The organism is Thermopolyspora flexuosa, assembly GCF_006716785.1.
GTDB classification, from domain to species: Bacteria; Actinomycetota; Actinomycetes; order Streptosporangiales; family Streptosporangiaceae; genus Thermopolyspora; species Thermopolyspora flexuosa.
In genome coordinates this window covers 2,181,318-2,199,556 of sequence record NZ_VFPQ01000001.1, presented here as the reverse complement: position 1 = coordinate 2,199,556, position 18,239 = coordinate 2,181,318, and the positions used below count along the sequence as shown (strand labels likewise).

Genomic DNA, 18,239 nt, shown 5'->3' with positions numbered 1-18,239 from the left:
CCGGCCGCGGCGGCGGCCGGCATGGGACGAAGGAGGCCGGGGCATGGCTGATCCGCGCGTGAACGGCCGGGCGGCCGCCGAGGTCGACGCGGTCGTCGTCGGGGCCGGGCCGGCCGGGTCCGCGGCGGCGTGGGCGCTCGCCCGGGCCGGGAAGTCGGTGGTGCTGCTGGAACGCGGCCCCTTCCCCGGCAGCAAGAACCTCTACGGCGGCGTGGTGTACGGCCGCATCCTCGACGAGATCGTGCCGCGCTGGTGGGAGGAGGTCCCGGTCCAGCGCTGGGTGGTGCGCCGCTCCACCATGGTGATGACCGCCACCCAGGCGCTCACCGTCGACTTCCGCACCCAGGCGTGGGGGCGGCCGCCGTACAACGGGATGACCGTCTACCGGGCGGACTTCGACCGGTGGCTCGCCGGCAAGGCGGTGGAGGCGGGCGCGACGCTCGTCACCTCCACGGTGGCGACCGGGCTGCTGCGGGACGAGGCCGGGCGGATCGCCGGGGTGCGCACCGACCGCCCGGACGGCGACCTGCGCGCCAGGATCGTGATCGCCTGTGACGGGGTGAACTCGTTCCTGGCGAAGGAGGCCCGGCTGCTGCCGCGCACCAACCCCGAGCACCTCACGCTCGGCGTCAAGGAGGTGCTCGCGCTGCCCCGCGAGGTGATCGACGAGCGGTTCGGGCTGCGCGGCGACGAGGGCCTCGACATCGAGATCCTCGGCTGCACCGGCGACATCCCCGGCGGCGGCTTCCTCTACACCAACGGCGACACGGTCTCGGTCGGCGTGGTGCTGTCGCTGGCCCACCTCGGCAAGGCGGGCAAACGCCCGGAGGAGGTGATCGCCGGGCTCAAGGCCCACCCGGCGATCGCGCCGTACCTGCGGGGCGCGACGCTCAAGGAGTACGGCGCGCACCTGATCCCCGAGGGCGGCTACAACCACATGCCGGCCCTGTACACCGACGGCATGCTCGTCGCCGGGGACGCCGCCGGGATGTGCCTCGCCGCGGGCATCTGGCTCGAGGGCGTGAACTTCGCCATCGGGTCCGGGCTCGCCGCGGGCCGGGCCGCCGCCAAGGCGCTCGACGCCGGGGACCTGTCCGCCTCCGGGCTCTCGGTCTACCAGCGGGAGCTGGAGAAGGGGTTCGTGCTCGCCAACCACGAGCGGCTGCGCGGCGCACCGGACCTCGTGCTCTCCGAGCGCGTGCAGCGCCGCTACCCGGGACTCGTCGCCGACCTGGTCGAGGGGATGTTCACCGTGACCGATCCCAAGCCCAAGCCGGGCCTGCTCGCGCTGCTGAGGCGGGCCGCCCGGCGCAACGACGTGAAGCTGCGCCACCTGCTGGCGGACGGCCTGCGCGGCGGGCGGGTGTTCCGATGATCCTGCGCAGGCGGCGCGGCGCCGCGACCATCGACGCCCCGGCCGCACCGGCGGCCGCCACCGCCCCGGCCCGGCCCGGCACGCCCGAGCGGTGGGGCGAGGTGTCGTTCGAGGACCGCATGGCCACCGTCGACTTCCGGGTGAGCGAACGGCCGCACATCGTCGTCGACTCGGACGTGTGCCGCTCGTGCACCACCCGGGACTGCGTGACCGCGTGCCCGGCGAACCTGTTCGCCCCCACCGCGGACGGCGGCATCCTGTTCAACTACGAGCAGTGCTTCGAGTGCGGCACCTGCTACCAGATCTGCAACCGGGAGGGCGCCATCACCTGGACCTACCCGGACGGCGGCCACGGCGTCATCTTCCGCCACGGCTGATCCCCGGGCCCGCCCGCGCGACGGCGGCGGGCCCGGACCGAGCCGCCCCGGCCCGCCGGGGCATCCGATCTTCCACTGCGACAGTCACCCTCGGAGGTGCCCGATGAGCAAGGCAGGGTCCGGGTCGGCGGGGCCCGTGATCGTGGTGTGCCTGCGGCCCGCCGACCCGGCGGCCCGGGTCGACCCGGTGAGCGGGCACGTCGACCGCGACCCGGGCATGCTCGGCCTGCCGCCCGCCGAGGCCGCCGCCCTCGAGTACGGCCTGCGCGTCGCCGAGGCCTGGTCGGGCCGGGTGCTGGCGGTGACCGCGGGCGACGCGTCGGCCGACGAGGTGCTGCGGCAGGTCGCCGCGCTCGGCGTCGAGGTGCTCCGGGTGCCGTGGCACGCGGCGGACGAGGAGTACGTCGCCGACCTCGCGGCCGACGAGCGGGCCCTGGCGGCGGCGCTCGCCGCGGCGATCCGGAAGGCGACCGGCCCGGACGGCCCGGCGCTCGTGCTGACCGGCGACCGCTCGGCCGACCGCGGCACCGGCGCGCTGCCCGCCTACCTGGCGCACGAGCTCGGCGCCGCCCAGGCGCTCGGCCTCGTCGGCCTGGAGGCCACAGGCGATCACCTCGTCGCCGAGCGCCGCCTCGACGGCGGGCGCCGGGAGCGGCTGCGCGTGCCGCGGCCCGCGGTGTGCTCGGTGGAGGCGGCCGGGGTACGGCTGCGCCGGGCGGGCCTGCCGGGCCTGCTCGCCGCCGCCTCCGCGCAGGTGCCGGTCGCGGCGGCCGCCCCGGCCGGTGGCCCGCAGGTGACCGTGGGCCGGGCCCGGCCGTTCCGGCCGCGGGCGCGGGTGGTGCCGCCGCCGGCCGGGGCGAGCGCGCGGGAGCGGCTGCTGCGGCTCACCGGCGTGCTCGACACGCACGAGCCGCCCACGGTGATCGGCCCGGTGGACGCGGCCGAGGCGGCCGACGCGCTGCTCGACTTCCTGCGGCGCACCGGGCACCTCGAGGCGCAGGACGCCGCCGACGCGGCCGCGCGATGACCCGGCTCGCCGACCTGACCTGGCCGGAGGCCGAGGGGATGGCGGGGCGCACCCTCGCCGTCCCGGTCGGCTCGACCGAGCAGCACGGGCCGCACCTGCCGCTGTCCACCGACACCGACGTGGCCGCGGCGCTCGCGGCCGAGCTGGCGCGCCGCCGCCCCGACGTGGTGGTCGCCCCGGCCCTGCCGTACGGGGCGAGCGGGGAGCACGCGGACTTCCCCGGCACGCTGTCGATCGGCCACGAGGCGCTCGAGCTGGTGCTGATCGAGCTGGGCAGGTCGGCGTCGCTCAGCTTCCGGGCGATGCTGCTCGTGGTGGGCCACGGCGGCAACGCGCTCGCGGTGTCGCGGGCGGTGCGGCGGCTGCGCTACGAGGGCCGCCGGGTACTCGCCTGGTCGCCGAAGTGGCGAGGCGACTGGCACGCGGGCCGTACCGAGACGTCGGTGCAGCTCGCGCTCGGCCCGGAGCGGGTGCGCGCGGACCGGGCCGAGGCGGGCGCGGCCGGGGATCTCGCCGAGCTCATGCCCGCGCTGCGCGAGCGCGGGGTGCGGGCGGTGAGCCCGAACGGCGTGCTCGGCGACCCGGCGGGGGCGAGCGCGGAGCAGGGCCGGGAGCTGCTCCGGGCCGCCGCCGACGACCTGGAGGCGGCGGTGGCGGCCTGGATCGCGGAGATGGCCTAGCCTGCGCGCTCCGCATATGAGCGCGGAGTATGCGGTACGATACGGTGAGTGAGTGGCCCGACCAGGAGGCGTGGCCCCGGTCGCCCGCCCGGATCCGACAGCGCAGAGACCCGGCTGCGGATATTGCAGAGTGCCCGCCAGGTGTTCAGCACCATCGGGTTCGACCAGGCGAGCCTGAAGCAGATCGCCGCGGACGCGGGCCTGACGCGTAACGCGATCGCCAACTACTACCCGAGCAAGATCGACCTGTATCTCGCCGCGCTCGCCTCCGTGCAGGAGGTCGCGGTGGAGCGGATCATCAACCGGGCGTCGGCCGTGCCGGGGCCCGCGCACCGGCGGATCATGGCGCTGGTGGAGTCGGCGACCGACTTCGGCTGGACCGACCGGACGTTCGTGCGGTTCTTCGTCACCGCCACCGTGGACGCCACCCGGCACCCCGAGCTGCGCGACCACGCGCTGCTGCCGCTGGAGACGGCCGGCAGGTTCGTGCGGGAGACCCTCGAGGCGGCCCGGCGGGACGGCGACGTCGAGCCGGACGTCGACATCGAGGCGCTCACCCGGCTGGTCGGGGACCTGCTGTGGGGGCTCGCGATGGACATCGGGTTCTACGGGGAAGAGACGCAGGTCCGCCGCACCGTGCGCTCGGTGGACCGGCTGCTCAGCGCCGCGCTCGTGCCCGCCTCGTACGGCATGCCGCGGGAGGGGGCGAACTGACGCCGCCCTTTGGCGGCCCCGAGTCCGCGGTGGCGACTCAGGACGGGGCCTCGGCGGGGCGGGCACGGATGTGCCACAGGCCGGTGGCGAGCGCGTCGATGTCGCCGGGGAGCTCCACGCGGGCGGCCCACGGGATCGCGACGGTGTCGTGCCTGCCGCCGAGGATCCCGCCGACGATCGCGGCGACCGTGTCGGTGTCGCCGCCGAGCAGGACGGCCCGCCGCATCGCCTCCGCGGGCTCGCCGGCCTGGCGGATCGTGTGCAGCACGGCGGCCACCGTGTCGAGGACGTCCAGCGTGACACCGCCGGGGCCGGGACGCCACTCGCCCTCGGCGGCGAGCCGTACCGGCCGGGCCGCGGCACCGAGGTCGAACCGCTCGATCTCCGCGAGGGCGACGGCGATGAGCCGCTCGGCCGGATAACCCGCCACGGCGTAGGAGCCCATCGCGGCGACCGCGCACGCCCCGGCGACGGCGGCGGGCGCGCCGTGCGTGGTGACGGTCATCCTCTCGACGAGGGCGCGGCGGCGCTCGGCGTCGGCGGGGCGGGTGGCCCAGCCCAGTGGCAGGACGCGCATCACCGCACCGTTGGACGATCCGTCCCCGGCGTGCAACGCACCGGTCTCGGTGAAGCGGAGGATCGCGCGGCGCGTGGTGGGGCCGATGCCGCGGATCGTGTCCCGGGCCGCCGCGAGCGCGGTGAGGAAGGCGCGCGGGTCGCCGTCGCCGCCGGTGGCGATCAGGTTCTCGGCGAGCATGATCAGCTGCTGGGTGTCGTCCGAGGTGGCGCCGGGCGGCCAGCCCGGGCGCTGCGGCAGCTCGTCCAGGCGTCCGGCGTCGATCTCGGAGACGGGCCGGTTCTCCCACGGCACGCCGAGCGCGTCCCCGCAGGCGAACGCCATGATCCCGGCGCCGATGCGCGCGGCCGATCCGACTGCCTCGCCGATCTGATCGGTGCGGTTCACCACGTGGGCCTCCTCCTCAGATGCCGCGCCGGCCGGGCACACGGCCGACCGCCGACCCACCGCGTTCCCATGCGTGAAGGCGCGCGAAACGGGCCGAGGCGACGGGCACGCCGCGTGGGCCTCCTCGTGCCACGATGAACGATCACGTGGCGGAGGACAACCGCCGCCCGCCCCCGGACCACCCGTTCGTCGAGACCACGACGGTGACAGCCGGGCACCGGCGGGCCCGGCTCGACGCGGCCGAGCCGCCCTACCCCGCTTCTGCCGCGCGTGCCGCCCAGGCCGCGCCCGGCGTCGGTACGGTACGGCGGGCCCGGCTCGACGCGGCCGCGCCGATGCCCGTGCACGGCCTGGCCCGCGTTGCGGCCCTGACCCGCGTGTCCGCGAGCCACAGCCACTCGACGGCCGCCTCCTGTCCAAGGGTGCGGTCATCCTGCGGCCGACGTCGATCGGCACGGCCGGCTCATGAGGGCTACGAGGCATCGGTCATACACACGGCGGAACGCGAGCACAGCCCAGCCCCTTTACGACGCCACGCAACCACCGGTCGGATTTATGGTGACACTACCGCCGATCAGGTTTCATCACTGCCATCGACGGATTGAGAGCCACTATCATCACGCATCTAGCGCAAGAACCGCCCAACCCCCGGTTTAGGAGCACGTCGTTGCATAGCGGTATGAGCCCGGATTACTCCCCCGATTCTGGCCAGGTCACCGCCCTTCCGGCGACGTTCCCGGGCACGGGCGGGGACGGCGGACACGCCGCGGTCCGCTCCCGGGCACGTACCGGCGGGGTGATGGCCTCCGGGCACGCGCGGGCGTGATGCGACGATGGCGGCGGGCACGACGAGGCTTTATCGGGCCGTACTGCGGGACGCGCGACCCCCGCTCTCGATCCGGCTGCGCCGTACCTTCTCGGACTGGGTGACCCGCAAGGGCTTCGAGCCGATCAACGCCGGGCTGCCGCGGGACGAACAGGAGGCGGACGGCGCGCGGCTGCGCGTGGAGCGCCGCCACGATTCGGGCCGGTTCACCCTGGAGGAGCCGTGCGACGGCGGCACGCTGCGGACCACGGTCACCTACACCGAGACCGTCGACGACATGACCGGCTGGGTGGTGGTGGACGTCGAGCAGGTCGGCGGCCCCGAGCACGTGACCGCCAACGCGCCCGGCTTCCTCCCCGCCTACCTCGACACCGCGCGGATCACCGACGGCGCGGTGCACCTGGAGGGCGGCCCGGTGACGGTGGACGAGCAGGAGGTGCCGCGGTTCCTCCAGACGCTCACCGAGCAGAACCGCCGGGTGCCGGTCGTGGTCGTCTCGATCGACCCGAAGAACGCGAACGCGTCCCGGCACTGGGCGGCCCGCATATTCGAGGCGACGGCCGGGGTGGCGATCGTCGCACGGTTCGCCGACCTGCGCGCGCAGAACCTGTTCAACAGGATGGTGGCCGACGATCTGCGCGTGTACGGCGGTGGCGTGCGCACCTACGCGGCCGGATTCGACCCGGCCGACCGGCGCACCGCCGGCCGGCACCGGGTGATGAGCGGCCAGCGGCTGCGCAGCCAGGGCGATCAGGCCCTGCAGCAGCTCGTCGACGGCGTCATCGGGCAGACGCTGTGGCGGGAGCTGCCGGACGACGTGGCGCGCACGCTGCCCGTGGTGCACAACCTGCTCCTCGGCCGCGCCGAGCCCCGGCGGCTCGCCGAGGCGGCCGCCGCGCGCGGGCCCGACCTCGACCCGGCGAAGCTGGACCTGCGCCGGCGCATGATGGAGGTGGTCCGGGCGGCCGCCGAGACGCGGCGGCAGGAACCCGAGCCGGCCGCGGACGACGACGGCTCGGGCGCCGAACCGCAGCCGGCCGCCGACGCGTCCGCGACCACGGACACCGAGCCGCCGGCCGACCCGGCCGACGCCGCCGCGGGTGCCGTACCCGGCCTCGCCGAGGCCGTGGCCGAGCACGTCGTCAAGGAACTCCGCCCCGAGCTGGAGACGGCCCTCTCCCTCGCCGCCCACGAGGGCGCACGGGCCGCCCGTCAGGTGGAGACCCTCGCCATCCACCTCGCCGGTATCCGCGAGCTGCTCGCCGCCCGGCTGTCCGGTGCCGACGCCCAGGCCAGACCGCAGGACGGGCAGGGCTCGCTCGCCGAACGCCTGAAACGGCTGCAGGAGGAGCACGACCGCCTGCTCGCCGAGCACTCCGAGACGATCCACACCGTCAGCAGGCTCAAGGCCCGCATCCGCTACCTCGAACGCAGGCTCGTCGACGCGGGCCGTCCCGAGTACGGCCGCGGGGACGAGGAGGACGCCTTCGAGCCGGACAGCATCGCCGCGGTGCTGGTGGCGGCGAAGGAGCGCCTGCAGCATGTGCGCCTGTGTGACGGGGTGGCCGAGGAGGCCGGGCAGCTCGACGTGCTGCATCCGCAGTGGAGCCGGGTGTGGGCGGCGCGGGCCTGGTCGGCGTTGCTCGCGCTCAACGACTACGCCAAGGCCCGGTCGTCGGGCGAGTTCTCCGGCGGGTTCTTCGACTGGTGCAACGAGGGCTGTGACGACCGGTTCACCATCCCCGCCCGGATGATCGCGATGCGTGAGTCGCAGTCGGTGACCAGCCGGGCCAAGTTCAGCAGCGCGCGCACCTTCCGCGTCCCCGAGGAGGTGGACCCGAGCGGGCGCATCCTCATGGAGGCGCACATCAAGCTGCGTCCCGTCGGGTACCCGGCGCCGCGCATGTACTTCCACGACGACTCCGCCGGAGCCACGGGCAAGATCTGGATCGGCTACCTGGGCGACCACCTCCCCAACACCCGGACCAACTGACCGCGTCGGCCGTCACACCGGCGCGGCGTACCTGTAGCCGAGCAGGTTGGCCGAGGCGGCGATCCGGTCGAGCTCGTCGAGGTCCTCGTCGAGCGCGCTCAGCACGTAGAGGGAGACCTTCGACTTGGGCAGGTGCCAGATCTTCATCGTCGAGTAGCCGAAGTCCGCGCAGGTCACCGACCACTCCCGGTAGGCGGCGCGCCTGCCGTCCGCCATCCGCCGCAGGCTGAACTCGGTCAGCGTGGCGTACTGGGCGGCGACGAAGTCTTGGCCGTCCACCCAAACCCGGCCGTCCCGCAGGCATGGCACAACGGGGCTGTCGAGGAAATACCAGCCCCAGTGCTTCCCGAGGAAGTACCAGCCGTCCTCCTTGTCGTCGATGACGATGCCCGGCCACTCGTCCGCGCGCGAGTCGGTGGCCACCGCCATGGCACTCGCGCGGCAGTGATAGTCCATGATGCGATCGCTCTTTTGGGCACCGGGCGACTCTATGCAGGCGAGATCGCTGTGCATCCGGACCATGCGCCACCCCTTGGGCAGGGTGAAGGTGATGCCGCGGAACGAGACGCGCGTTCCGGCGGGACGGCGCTTCTTGCGCTTCTTGGGCTTCCCCTGCGCGGTGGCGCTCGCCGTCACGCTGGGGGTGCTCGTCGGCGTCGCCGGGGCGGCCGATGCGCCGCCGGTGGCCGCGGTGGCGGGCGCGGGACCGGTGGGCGCGGCGTGCGGGACGATCGCCGAGCCGGCCGCAGGGGTGGAGCGTTCCGTCATCCCGCCCACGATGATCGCGGTGACCGCGATCACGGTGATCGCCGCGACGGTGACCACGTACGCGTGCAGCCACGAGCCGCCGGGCCGCGCGGCGCCGGCCTGGGCGGGCACGGTTCCCACCGGCACGGTCGGCGGAACGGCCGACTCGGGACGGCGGGCCACCGCACCGCCGGACGGTTCGACCTTCGTGGCGGATTCGCCCGTGTCCCCGTCCTGCGCCTTACCGGCGGAGCCCTCGGCGCCGGGGCGCTCGGCAGCGGCGGGCCCGGTCGCCGCGGGCTCGCCCGTGCCCGCATCGGTCGCCGCGGGCGTGCCCGCCTCCGCCGTGTCCTTCGGCACCTCCTTCTCGGCGTCCCTGGCCTGCTCGGTGCCCTCCCGCGCGTCCGGCGCAGCCTCCTCCGCGGCGTCCGGCGTGTGCTCCGGCGCGTCCGCCTCGCCGTCCGCGGATCGCTCGGCCCCGGGAGACGGCGTGCCGGCGCCGGGCCAGTCGGGGGCCTCCTCCGGCGGCAGCACCCAGGTGCGCTGGAGCAGGAGCGCGGTGACGGCGGAGGCCGCGTCGTCCTCCCCCGGCCGCTCGCCGCCGTTCTCCGCCTCGTCCCACGCGTCGCGGCGGCACTCCACGACGCCGGCGAGCAGGTCGGCGGCGAGCGGCCGCTCGGCCGGGTCCTTGGCGATCGCCCGCCGCACCAGGTCGCGCAGGTCCTCGGGAACGGGCTCCAGGTCGGGCCGGTCCTTCAGCACCCGTACGGCGAGCACCTCCGGCCGCCCGGTCCCGTACGGCGGCTCGCCGCTCGCCGCGTAGAGCACGAGCAGGCCCCAGCCGTACACGTCGGCCGCGGTGCCGACCGGGCCGTCGCCGTACTCCTCCGGGCTGATCCAGCCGGGCGAGCCGATCAGCATTCCGGTATGGGTGACCGAGGTGCCGTCCACGACCTTCGCGATACCGAAGTCGATCACCCGCGGCCCCTCCGGAGAGAGGATGACGTTCGACGGCTTGAGGTCGCGGTGCACCACCCCGGCCGCGTGCATCGCCATCAGCGCCTCGGCGAGCCCGGCGGCGAGGCCGTACAGCGGGTCGCCGGTGAGCGGCCCGTGCCGGAGCACGTGCTGCTCGAGCGTGAGACCGGGGATGAACTCGGTGGCGAGCCACGGCCGCTCGGCGCCGGGGTCGGAGTCGAGCACCCGTGCCAGGCACGCGCCCTCGACCTCCCGAAGCACCCGGACCTCCCGGCTGAACCGGCGGCGGAACTCGAGGTCGACCGCGAGATGGTCGTGCACGAGCTTCACCGCCACGCGCCGTCCGGAGGTGTCCACGGCCGCGTACACCACGCCCATGCCGCCGTTCCCGAGGCGGCCGACGACGCGGTAGCCTCCGATCTCCCGCGGATCACTCGGCAGCAACGGCTCCGGCTCCACATGCCCTCCGTACCGATCTCGTCGGATCTGCGGCCATCCAAGCCACACGAAGACGACGGACGAGAACGACCAGGTAACGAATTGAGGGCATTATAACCGCAATATCGAGTGTGATATCAGTTCACATACATCACTCGATCTCGAGGACATGACGCGCAACGAACGCGTTGGCGAACTTTCCGGCGGGGTCGAGCTCGCGGGCGAGCGCGCGGAAATCGGCCATGCGGTCGTAGCGGGAGTGCAGCACCTTCGGCGGGATGGTGAAGAGCTTGCCCCAGTGCGGGCGTGGCTCGAACGGGGCGAGCACGTCCTCCATCAGGCCCAGCACGTCGAGCACCGCGGCCTCGTCCCGCTTCCACGTGAAGTGGAACGCCACGGTGTCGCGGCCGTGGAACGGGCTCAGCCACAGGTCGTCGGCGGCGACGGTGCGGATCTCGGAGATGTGCAGCACCGGGGCGATGCGGTCGGCGATGCCGGCGAGGGCCTGGAAGGCCGCGACCGCGTGCCGCCGCGGCAGCAGGTACTCGGCCTGGAGCTCGTCGCCGCTGCTCGGGGTGAACTCGGGCCGGAAGTGCGGCAGGCGCTCGAACCAGGGGCCGGGGACGCCGAGCTGCTCGGTGCAGTTGACGGCGGGCATACCCGGCACCGGGTGGCGCGGCCCGTCGGCGGGGGTGGCGCCGAGCGCGGCCACCACCGGCTCCCGCTCGTCACCCGGGGCACCCGATGACGCGTCGACGCGCTCCTTGACCCAGACCTGGCTGATGCGGTCACCGCGCCAGTCGGTGAACAGGCTCACGCTGTAGCCGGAGGCCATGATCTCGTCGAAGTGGCCGGCGAGGGCCTCGGCCGGGAGGTTCTCGTAGACCCGCTGCCGTACCTCGAACGCGGGCACCAGGCGGAGGGTCATGGCGACCACCACGCCGAGCGCGCCCAGCGAGACGACCGCGCCGGGGAAGCGGTCGGGGTCGGCGTCCCGGCTCAGCGTGACCAGATCGCCCTCGCCGGTGACGAGCTCGACCGCGGTGACCGAGGTGGCGAGCCCGCCGTTGCCGTCCCCCGAGCCGTGGGTGCCGGTGGCGCACGCGCCCGCGACGCAGATGTGCGGCAGGGAGGCGAGGTTGGCGAGCGCGTGGCCCGCCGCGTGCAGGCGGCGGCTCAGCTCGCCGTACCGCAGCCCGGCGGAGATCCGCGCGGTGCCGGTGGCGCCGTCGATCTCCACCTCGGGCGGCAGCGCGTCGAGTGAGACCAGCGTGCCGTCGGTGTCGGTGATCTCGTTGAAGGAGTGCCCGCTGCCCAGCACCCGGACCTTGGGGCTGCGCGCCACCACCCGGCGCAGCTCGTCGATCGATGCCGGCCGGTGCAGCTCGCTCGCCCGGAAGACGACGTTGCCCGCCCAGTTGGTTGATCGCATCGTCATCCGCACATTGTGCGCGGCACCCGGAGGAAAGGGAATGCCGGAGTTTCCGGTATGTGGCCGCCACCCGGCGACGGCCCACGGACGCCCCCCTGAAAGATCGTGAAAGGTACGGCGAGCTCTCCCCGTAGCGCGGCCCGGGCGGGCCGTACGGCGTCGCGCCCGCCCGTTCGCGGATCCGGCCGCACGGCCGAGGCCGTGCCCCCGAACGCGCGGCGTCCCCCAGCCGCGCCGGCCGCTTCCTCACGGCCGGATCCGCCGGTCGAGGCGACGATCAGGCCGCGCTCAGACCGCGGCGGCCTCGGCGCGCAGCCTGCGGCCCGCCTCGGCGAGCCGGGCGAGCTCGGCGAGCATCGCGTCGGCGGCGCCGTTCAGGAGGTCGTCGGCGCGCAGCCGCCCGTCCTCGATGAGCTTGAAGACGAACGGGATGGTGACCGCCTCGACCACGGGCGTCATCCGCAGCGCGGCCACGACGGGCTTGAGCGCCTGGATCGCCCGGGTGCCGGCCGACACACCGCCGTAGCCGACGAACCCGGCCGGCTTGTACGCCCACTCCTGGTGCAGGTAGTCGAGGGCGTTCTTCAGCACGGCGTTGTAGCCGTGGTTGTACTCGGGCGTGACGAACACGAAGGCGTCGCCCCGCTCGATCGTCGCGCTCCACTCCTTGGTGTGCGCGTGGACGTACTGCCGCAGCCGCGGGTGGTTCGGCTCGTTCATGAACGGCAGATCGACCTCGGCGAGGTCGATCAGCTCCACGTCGAAGCCACCGTGCGCCACGGCACGATCCCGGAACCACTCCGCGACGGGCAGGCCGACCCGGCCGGGCCGGGTGCTTCCCACGATGATCTGCAATATGGGCTTGGCCACAGCACTCCCCAAGTGAATCGAGCGCGTCAGGCGAGCGCGCACGTTCTGCTGACCGGCCGGTACCGAGCGGGACAATGGTCCGCTCATCCGGTCATCCCAACTTTATCGGCGGGGGTGAAAACCACTTCGGCACCCCCTTTCCCAGCCAACCCGCGCATCGCGGCGCGCATTCCCGGCCCCGCGGGTTTCGCGGCCCCGGTCCTGGTGTGACCGTCATCGCGGGCCTCGTGCCGGCATGCGTACGGCCCGGCCGCCCGGGGCCGCGTGCGCGGCGGGGCGGCCGGGCCGTACCCGGACGGCGGGCGCACGGCGGCCCGCCCTGCGGGATCAGTGCTTCATGCGCAGCACGGGCTTGAGCACCTCGCCCTTGCGGGAGTCCTCGAGCGCCTTCTCGACCTCGTCGAGCTCGTAGAACCGCACCATCCGGTCGTACGGGAACCGGCCCTGCCGGTGCAGCTCGACCAGGGTGCCGATCAGGGTCTCGCTGCGGCCGCTGCCGCCGAGGGTGCCGACCACCCGCTTGCCCCACAGCGTGGTGGTGTGGTCGAGGGAGAACTCCGCGCCAGCGGGCGCGCCGCCGATGAGCACGCAGGTGCCGAGCATGCCGACGCTGTCGGCGGCCTGCCGTACCACGGAGATCACGCCGGTGCACTCCAGGGCGAAGTCGGCCGGGCCGCCGCAGATGCGGTGCACCTCGGCCACCGGGTCGGTCTCCCGGGCGTTGATCGTGTGGGTGGCGCCGAGCTCCTCGGCGAGCCTGAGCCGGTTGTCGTGCAGGTCGACCGCGATGATCTTCGTGGCCGGGCTGAGCCGGGCCGCGAGCACCGCGGAGAGGCCGACCGCGCCCGCGCCGTACACCACGATGCTCGCCCCGGGGCCGGGCCGGCAGGTGTTCATCACCGCGCCCGCGCCGGTGGAGATGCCGCAGGCGAGCGGGCCGAGCAGCTCGAGCGGGGCGTCCTGCGGCACCGTGACGAGCGCGTCCGCCCAGGTGAGCGAGTACGTGGCGAACGACGACTGGCCGAAGAAGTGGCTGTGCACCCGCGACCCGCCGGCCCGGCGGAACGCGGGCTCGCCCGCCCGCGGGCCGAGCAGCCGGTGGCCGCCGGCGACCGCCTCGCCGAGCCGGGCGCAGTACCGCGGCTCGCCGTCCCGGCAGTTCCGGCAGGTGCCGCAGTACGGCCAGCCGATCACCACGTGGTCGCCGGGGCGTACCGAGGTGACCCCCTCGCCCACGGCCTCCACCACGCCCGCGCCCTCGTGGCCGAGCACGCCGGGGAACGGCATCGGCAGGTCGCCGTGCCGGGTGATCTCGTCGGTGTGGCAGATGCCCGAGGCGACGATGCGGACCAGCGCCTCACCGGGGCCGGGCTCGTCGAGCTCCAGCTCCTCGATTCGGAACGGTCCATGCAGCTCGTCGACGACCGCTGCGGTCACCTTCATGGATCTCCTCCTTGGAGAACGGACGCTTGGCCACGCGGAGTGGGCCAGGGAGGCGGGAACACGGCCGGAAGCGGGGGTACTCGTGATTCGACCGCCGCCCGGGGCTCCGGGAGGCGGGACCGACCGTACGAGTCCGGCGATGTCACCACAAGAGCCGTTTCGGACAGCGGAAAAACGGTTCAAGAACGCGCCCAGTATATGCCTGCCATTCCGAAACGTAGCGTGATGCGAAACTCGGCCGCCGCAGCGCGAGAGATCCGAACGGCGGGCCGCCTTGATCGCGCGGCCCGCCGGGGCACCCGGGCTCTCGCGGGGCCTGGCCGTACCGAGGCCGCCCCGGGATCGGCCCGGTGGCGGCCACGGGTACGCCACGGGCACCGGAAGGACGCCGGGAAGACGAGAAGCCCTCGAACCGTCGTCCGAGGGCGATGACCGTTGGCCCGGCCGGCCTGCCCGCCCGGGCCGTACGAGAGGACGTACCGGAGGAAAGGTCAGGAGGAGAGCCCGCGCAGCGTCTCGATCACGCTGTCGAGGTGGGCGTGCATGGCGCGCTCGGCCTCGGCCGGGTCGCCGGACACGACGGCGTCGATGATCGCCAGGTGCTGCTGGAGGGAGATCTGCGGGCGGCCCGGCTGCAGGGAGAGCTGGAACTGGTGCCGCACGACCTGGGCGTTGAGCCGCCCGATGAGGTTCGCCGCGGTGCTCTGCCCGGAGATCTCGGCGAGCATGCCGTGCAGCTCCTGGTTGAGGGTCGAGTACTTCATCAGCTCGCCGTCGCGCACCGCGTCGGAGAGCTGGGTGCCGAGCTCGCGCAGCCGCGTCACGTCCCACGGGCCGATGCGCTCGGCCGCCTTGGCGGCGATCAGCCCCTCCAGCACCTTGCGGCACTCGAGGATCTCGATCGCCTGGTCCAGCGTGATGGTGCGCACCCGCGCCCCGCGGTTGTGGATGCGCTCCAGCAGGCCCTCGGCGACGAGCTCGTCGATCGCGGCACGCACGCTGCCGCGCGTCACGCCGATCGTCTCGACCAGCTCCGCCTCCACCAGACGCTGGCCGGGAGCCACGTCTCCGCGCAGGATGGCCGAGCGGAGATAGTTCACCGCCATGGCCTTGCCCTGCGCTCCCCGCCCCAGCGCGCCGCTCTCTTCCGCCATGCGTACCGCCCCGGTCATGATGACGCCGCTTACCTGTCGATAATGCCAGAGATTCTGTTGACAAACACGATTCTGTTGACATTTCCGCCTACACGCAACGTCGCCGTGTCCTGCCGGCGAGCCGCGAAAAAGGCGGGCGGCGCGCGCCGCACGGCCGCCGTGATCACGGCGAACGACCGGCCCAACGGCCGGTTTCGCCGGGTCACGGCGGGGAACCGACGCACGCCCGTCCGTACGGTAGCGGGTCGGCCGCCGGTGCGGGCGCCCTAGTGCGTGAAAGAGCCGTGGGCCACATGCGGCCCGGTCTTCCACTATTCGGGAAACCCGCAGGTGAGGAAGGGCCTGCGGCGCCACGGACCGGAAATGTCGTTCTTGACCACTAACCTGCCGCCATGACCGCAGCGACGCAGATCCTCGGCTACGCCGCACCCTCCGCGCTCGCCAGTGGCAGGCTCGGGCCGTCCACCGGCGGTGGCCGGACGCGCAGCGGACCCGCCGTGGCCCCACGGTTCTTCAGCGGTGTCGTGACCCGGCCGGACGCCGCCGCGGCCGCGCTCCTCGCGGTCGCCGACGCCGTCATGGACCGGTACGGCGAGCCCTGCCGGACCGGGCTCTTCGATCCGGTGGTGACCTGCGGCGGGGACGCCCGGCTCAACCTGCTCGGCGACGCGCTCGACGGTGAGGTGTTCGACCCCGGCACCATCGACGTCGGCTGCAACCCGCCGATGTGTGATGCCATCGTCCGGGCGGGCGCGCAGGACGCCCATGCCCGCGCCCGGGCGGAGGTGGTCCGGTGAGCGTCTGGATGGAGGAGATCGGCCCCCTCATCGCCGGGCGGAACGAGCAGGCGCTCGCCGACCGGGTGATCGCACTCGACGCCGCCGAGCGGGCCGAGGTGGCCGCGCACCTACCGGGCGGCATCGACGAGATCTACGAGGCCGCGGCGGAGGCCGCGCACCGGGAAATGGCCGTTCGCTACGGCGAGAACGAGAACAAGTGGCCCGAGTGGGCCCGGGAGCGAGCCCGGCAGATCACCCGGGAGCACGCCGACCGGGTCCTGAGGGAGCTGGCGGGGACCTTGCGCATCGCCGGCGCGGGCACGATCCCCGAACCGGCCGAGGCGGCGGACTGGCTGGCGCGGGACGACCTCACCCCCCCGGTTGACGCCGCCGCTCACCGGATCCCGCCACCTGATGCGGGTGATCGCAGCGCGACCGCGGGAGTGGCAGGCCGACCTCGCCGTCCAGCTCGCCCGGCGGATCCGCACCCCACATGATGCGATCGCGCCCCTCGCCATCGAGCTGCTGCGCGCCACCGGCGCCGAGCCGCCCGCGCACGACCCGCTCGTGTCGGCCTGGCTGCTCTCCGGCGTCGGCATGGACGATCCGCTGATCGACAGGATGGTGCCCAGGCTCTTCGAGGCCGAGGGCGTGGGCCGCGCGCTGCGTGACGACGTACTCACGCGGATCTGGGCCGACACCATCCACTACCTGGCCTTCAGCGGCCGGCTGTCCCGCGACTGGCTGCTCGACGCGTGCCTCCGCCGGTTCCTTCGCGGCGGGTCGGCGCAGGATCTGGGCTTCTTCCTCCGGGTGCACGAGACGATCGACCCGACCCCGCAGGAGATCGCCGCCCGGCGGCGAGACTACCTGCGGCTGCTGCCCGCCGCGCACCCCCCGGTCGCCGAGGTGGCGCTGCGGTGGATCCGCGCCGCCGGGCCGATCGACGACGCCGACGCGGTCGAGGCGATCGCCGCCCTCGCCGTCCGCGCCGAGGTCGCCCTGGCCCGCGCCGGTCTCGGCTGGCTCGAGGAGCGGGTACGGGACGCTCCCGGCACCGCCGCCGAGCTCGCCAAGGCGCTCGCCGCCGCGTTCGGGCACCCCTCCCACAAGGTGCAGGAGCGCGCCGCGCACATCGCGCTCCGCCACGCCGACGCCTTCGCCCCGGCCGCCGAGGTGATCGCCGAGGCCGTGCCGCTGCTTCCGGCCGAGCTGCGGGCGCAGGTGGCCGCACGGTTCGGTGAGGGCTCCGAACCCGCCTAGGCCGCCGACCGTTCACGCCCCGCCGCTGCCCGCCGTCGGGTGCCGCCCCGGCGGCACCCGGCCTCCACCCTGGACGTGCCGGACCACCGGCTGACCGACCCGGTACGGGCCAACGGTCCTCTCCCTCCCACGCTGACGTGGTGGCCCTCCCGCGGTGGTGGCCGCCTGGCGGGCGCGCGCGGCGGGATCCCCGTTGTCGCCGCGCCCGCCGCCTCGGTGCCGCGGAGCCGCTTCGCCCGGGAATGCGCCCGCCTCCCAGGTCCGGCTCACCGCCCCGGCCGGACCGGCCGTTGCCCGGGTTTCGGAAGGGCGGATGACGACGCAATCGCCGCAGTGCGCAGGCCGTAATCGCCCCGTCTCACACCGTTAATGATCGGGGAACCGCCCGGGTGGACACTCCTCGTGACACATCAGGTCAACCGCGTGACACGAGGGGGCCGAGCATGGCGTCCATTTTCGAGCGGATCGGGGGTTCCGAGGCCGTCGCCGCGGTCGTCGACGACTTCTACGACCGCGTGCTGGCGGACCCGTTGCTGAGCGGGTTCTTCGCGAACACCGACATGGGCAAGCTCAAGGCGCACCAGCGCAGCTTCGTCGCCGCCGCCCTCGGCGGGCCCCAGACGTACCGGGGCAAGACCATGGACGAGGCGCACGCGGGGTTGGGCATCCAGGCGGAGCACTTCGACGCCGTGGTGGGTCACCTCGTGGAGAGCCTGCGCAAGCACAAGGTGGCGGAGGACGTGATCGCGTCGATCGCCGACGCCCTCGCGCCGCTCAAGGCGGAGATCGTGCCGAGCGAGGTGTCGGCGTAGGCGTCCGGCACCGGTCCTCGCCTGCCGGAGCAGGGCCGTACGACGGCGGGCTTCGTCCCCGAGCGCCCGCCGGTCCCCGGCCGGTCATCGCCGAAAGCGGTGGTGACGTACCGGCCGCGACGGTGTGCGCCGCGCGAGGCCGGGGTGCCCGCGGGCGTCCCTGTACTCGTACCCGGAGGGTAGGGGTGCGCACCGCCGCCAAGGCGGCTGCGGACCGAGTGGTGGCGGCTCGCAGCGGGGCACGGTTCCTCCTCGGCTGCGGGTGGCCGGGCCACCGCGGTCACGCACCCGGTGCCTTTCCTCTTTCTCTGGTGTTTCTCTGGTGGTTTCTCTTGTGGCGGCCCTGCGGGCCCGGCCCGCACCACGC

The 18,239-nt window shown here is 74.1% G+C and carries 16 protein-coding genes; 10 read left to right on the top strand and 6 right to left on the bottom strand.

The window, feature by feature from the left end:
- Nucleotides 1-43 precede the first annotated feature (43 nt).
- The 5 genes from FHX40_RS09280 (at nucleotide 44) to FHX40_RS09260 (ending at nucleotide 4,173) form a co-directional block, all read left to right on the top strand.
- A complete protein-coding gene (locus FHX40_RS09280) occupies nucleotides 44-1,375 on the top strand; it encodes an FAD-dependent oxidoreductase (protein WP_142259234.1) in 1,332 nt (443 codons plus the stop codon).
- On the top strand, nucleotides 1,372-1,752 hold the full coding sequence (locus FHX40_RS09275) for a ferredoxin family protein (protein ID WP_142259233.1): 381 nt from the start codon (nucleotides 1,372-1,374) through the stop codon (nucleotides 1,750-1,752). The genes FHX40_RS09280 and FHX40_RS09275 overlap by 4 nt, the downstream gene beginning before the upstream one ends.
- Before the next feature lie 103 nt (nucleotides 1,753-1,855).
- Nucleotides 1,856-2,779 (top strand): mycofactocin-associated electron transfer flavoprotein beta subunit, encoded by a 924-nt coding sequence (locus FHX40_RS09270; protein ID WP_142259232.1) that lies wholly within the window; start codon nucleotides 1,856-1,858, stop codon nucleotides 2,777-2,779.
- Nucleotides 2,776-3,459 carry a mycofactocin biosynthesis peptidyl-dipeptidase MftE gene (gene mftE / locus FHX40_RS09265; RefSeq protein WP_142259231.1) on the top strand — a complete coding sequence of 228 codons (684 nt, stop codon included), beginning with the start codon at nucleotides 2,776-2,778 and terminating at the stop codon, nucleotides 3,457-3,459. Before FHX40_RS09270 ends, mftE begins: the two co-directional genes overlap by 4 nt.
- Before the next feature lie 48 nt (nucleotides 3,460-3,507).
- Nucleotides 3,508-4,173: a TetR/AcrR family transcriptional regulator gene (locus tag FHX40_RS09260; RefSeq protein ID WP_142259230.1), complete on the top strand. Its 666-nt coding sequence runs from the start codon at nucleotides 3,508-3,510 to the stop codon at nucleotides 4,171-4,173.
- Nucleotides 4,174-4,210: 37 nt separating this feature from the next.
- On the opposite strand, the gene FHX40_RS09255 is transcribed toward FHX40_RS09260, so the two are convergent.
- On the bottom strand, nucleotides 4,211-5,137 hold the full coding sequence (locus tag FHX40_RS09255) for an ADP-ribosylglycohydrolase family protein (RefSeq protein ID WP_142259229.1): 927 nt from the start codon (nucleotides 5,135-5,137) through the stop codon (nucleotides 4,211-4,213).
- Between the two features lie 833 nt (nucleotides 5,138-5,970).
- Here FHX40_RS09255 and FHX40_RS09250 point away from each other — a divergent pair.
- Nucleotides 5,971-7,956 (top strand): hypothetical protein, encoded by a 1,986-nt coding sequence (locus FHX40_RS09250; protein WP_142259228.1) that lies wholly within the window; start codon nucleotides 5,971-5,973, stop codon nucleotides 7,954-7,956.
- A gap of 12 nt (nucleotides 7,957-7,968) precedes the next feature.
- Here FHX40_RS09250 and FHX40_RS09245 read toward each other — a convergent pair whose 3' ends face one another.
- From FHX40_RS09245 to FHX40_RS09225, 5 genes are all read right to left on the bottom strand, one after another.
- A complete protein-coding gene (locus tag FHX40_RS09245; protein ID WP_142259227.1) occupies nucleotides 7,969-10,140 on the bottom strand; it encodes a serine/threonine protein kinase in 2,172 nt (723 codons plus the stop codon).
- A 130-nt stretch (nucleotides 10,141-10,270) separates the two neighbouring features.
- Complete coding sequence (locus FHX40_RS09240) at nucleotides 10,271-11,557, bottom strand: D-arabinono-1,4-lactone oxidase (RefSeq protein WP_142259226.1); 1,287 nt, start codon at nucleotides 11,555-11,557, stop codon at nucleotides 10,271-10,273.
- A gap of 282 nt (nucleotides 11,558-11,839) precedes the next feature.
- Nucleotides 11,840-12,421 carry an NADPH-dependent FMN reductase gene (locus tag FHX40_RS09235; RefSeq protein WP_211350220.1) on the bottom strand — a complete coding sequence of 194 codons (582 nt, stop codon included), beginning with the start codon at nucleotides 12,419-12,421 and terminating at the stop codon, nucleotides 11,840-11,842.
- Nucleotides 12,422-12,748: 327 nt separating this feature from the next.
- A complete protein-coding gene (locus FHX40_RS09230; RefSeq protein ID WP_142259224.1) occupies nucleotides 12,749-13,864 on the bottom strand; it encodes an NAD(P)-dependent alcohol dehydrogenase in 1,116 nt (371 codons plus the stop codon).
- A 491-nt stretch (nucleotides 13,865-14,355) separates the two neighbouring features.
- Nucleotides 14,356-15,018, bottom strand: coding sequence for a GntR family transcriptional regulator (locus tag FHX40_RS09225; RefSeq protein ID WP_142259223.1), 663 nt, complete (start codon nucleotides 15,016-15,018; stop codon nucleotides 14,356-14,358).
- 392 nt (nucleotides 15,019-15,410) lie between these two features.
- On the opposite strand from FHX40_RS09225, the gene FHX40_RS09220 reads away from it, so the two are divergent.
- The 4 genes from FHX40_RS09220 to FHX40_RS09205 all read left to right on the top strand — a co-directional run bounded on the left by FHX40_RS09220 (nucleotide 15,411) and on the right by FHX40_RS09205 (nucleotide 17,872).
- Entirely contained in the window at nucleotides 15,411-15,815 is a 405-nt protein-coding gene (locus FHX40_RS09220; RefSeq protein ID WP_142259222.1) for a hypothetical protein, read from the top strand.
- Nucleotides 15,812-16,294, top strand: coding sequence for a hypothetical protein (locus FHX40_RS09215; protein WP_142259221.1), 483 nt, complete (start codon nucleotides 15,812-15,814; stop codon nucleotides 16,292-16,294). The genes FHX40_RS09220 and FHX40_RS09215 overlap by 4 nt, the downstream gene beginning before the upstream one ends.
- On the top strand, nucleotides 16,218-17,060 hold the full coding sequence (locus FHX40_RS09210) for a DUF6493 family protein (RefSeq protein ID WP_142259220.1): 843 nt from the start codon (nucleotides 16,218-16,220) through the stop codon (nucleotides 17,058-17,060). The genes FHX40_RS09215 and FHX40_RS09210 overlap by 77 nt, the downstream gene beginning before the upstream one ends.
- A gap of 443 nt (nucleotides 17,061-17,503) precedes the next feature.
- Entirely contained in the window at nucleotides 17,504-17,872 is a 369-nt protein-coding gene (locus FHX40_RS09205) for a group I truncated hemoglobin (RefSeq protein WP_142259219.1), read from the top strand.
- The last annotated feature ends 367 nt before the right edge of the window (nucleotides 17,873-18,239 follow it).

Coding starts and splice junctions, on each gene's coding strand:
- FHX40_RS09280 (WP_142259234.1), top strand. CDS start 44: ATGGCTGATCCGCGCGTGAACGGCCGGGCGGCCGCCGAGGTCGACGCG.
- FHX40_RS09275 (WP_142259233.1), top strand. CDS start 1,372: ATGATCCTGCGCAGGCGGCGCGGCGCCGCGACCATCGACGCCCCGGCC.
- FHX40_RS09270 (WP_142259232.1), top strand. CDS start 1,856: ATGAGCAAGGCAGGGTCCGGGTCGGCGGGGCCCGTGATCGTGGTGTGC.
- mftE (WP_142259231.1), top strand. CDS start 2,776: ATGACCCGGCTCGCCGACCTGACCTGGCCGGAGGCCGAGGGGATGGCG.
- FHX40_RS09250 (WP_142259228.1), top strand. CDS start 5,971: ATGGCGGCGGGCACGACGAGGCTTTATCGGGCCGTACTGCGGGACGCG.
- FHX40_RS09240 (WP_142259226.1), bottom strand. CDS start 11,557: ATGACGATGCGATCAACCAACTGGGCGGGCAACGTCGTCTTCCGGGCG.
- FHX40_RS09230 (WP_142259224.1), bottom strand. CDS start 13,864: ATGAAGGTGACCGCAGCGGTCGTCGACGAGCTGCATGGACCGTTCCGA.
- FHX40_RS09225 (WP_142259223.1), bottom strand. CDS start 15,018: ATGGCGGAAGAGAGCGGCGCGCTGGGGCGGGGAGCGCAGGGCAAGGCC.
- FHX40_RS09220 (WP_142259222.1), top strand. CDS start 15,411: ATGACCGCAGCGACGCAGATCCTCGGCTACGCCGCACCCTCCGCGCTC.
- FHX40_RS09205 (WP_142259219.1), top strand. CDS start 17,504: ATGGCGTCCATTTTCGAGCGGATCGGGGGTTCCGAGGCCGTCGCCGCG.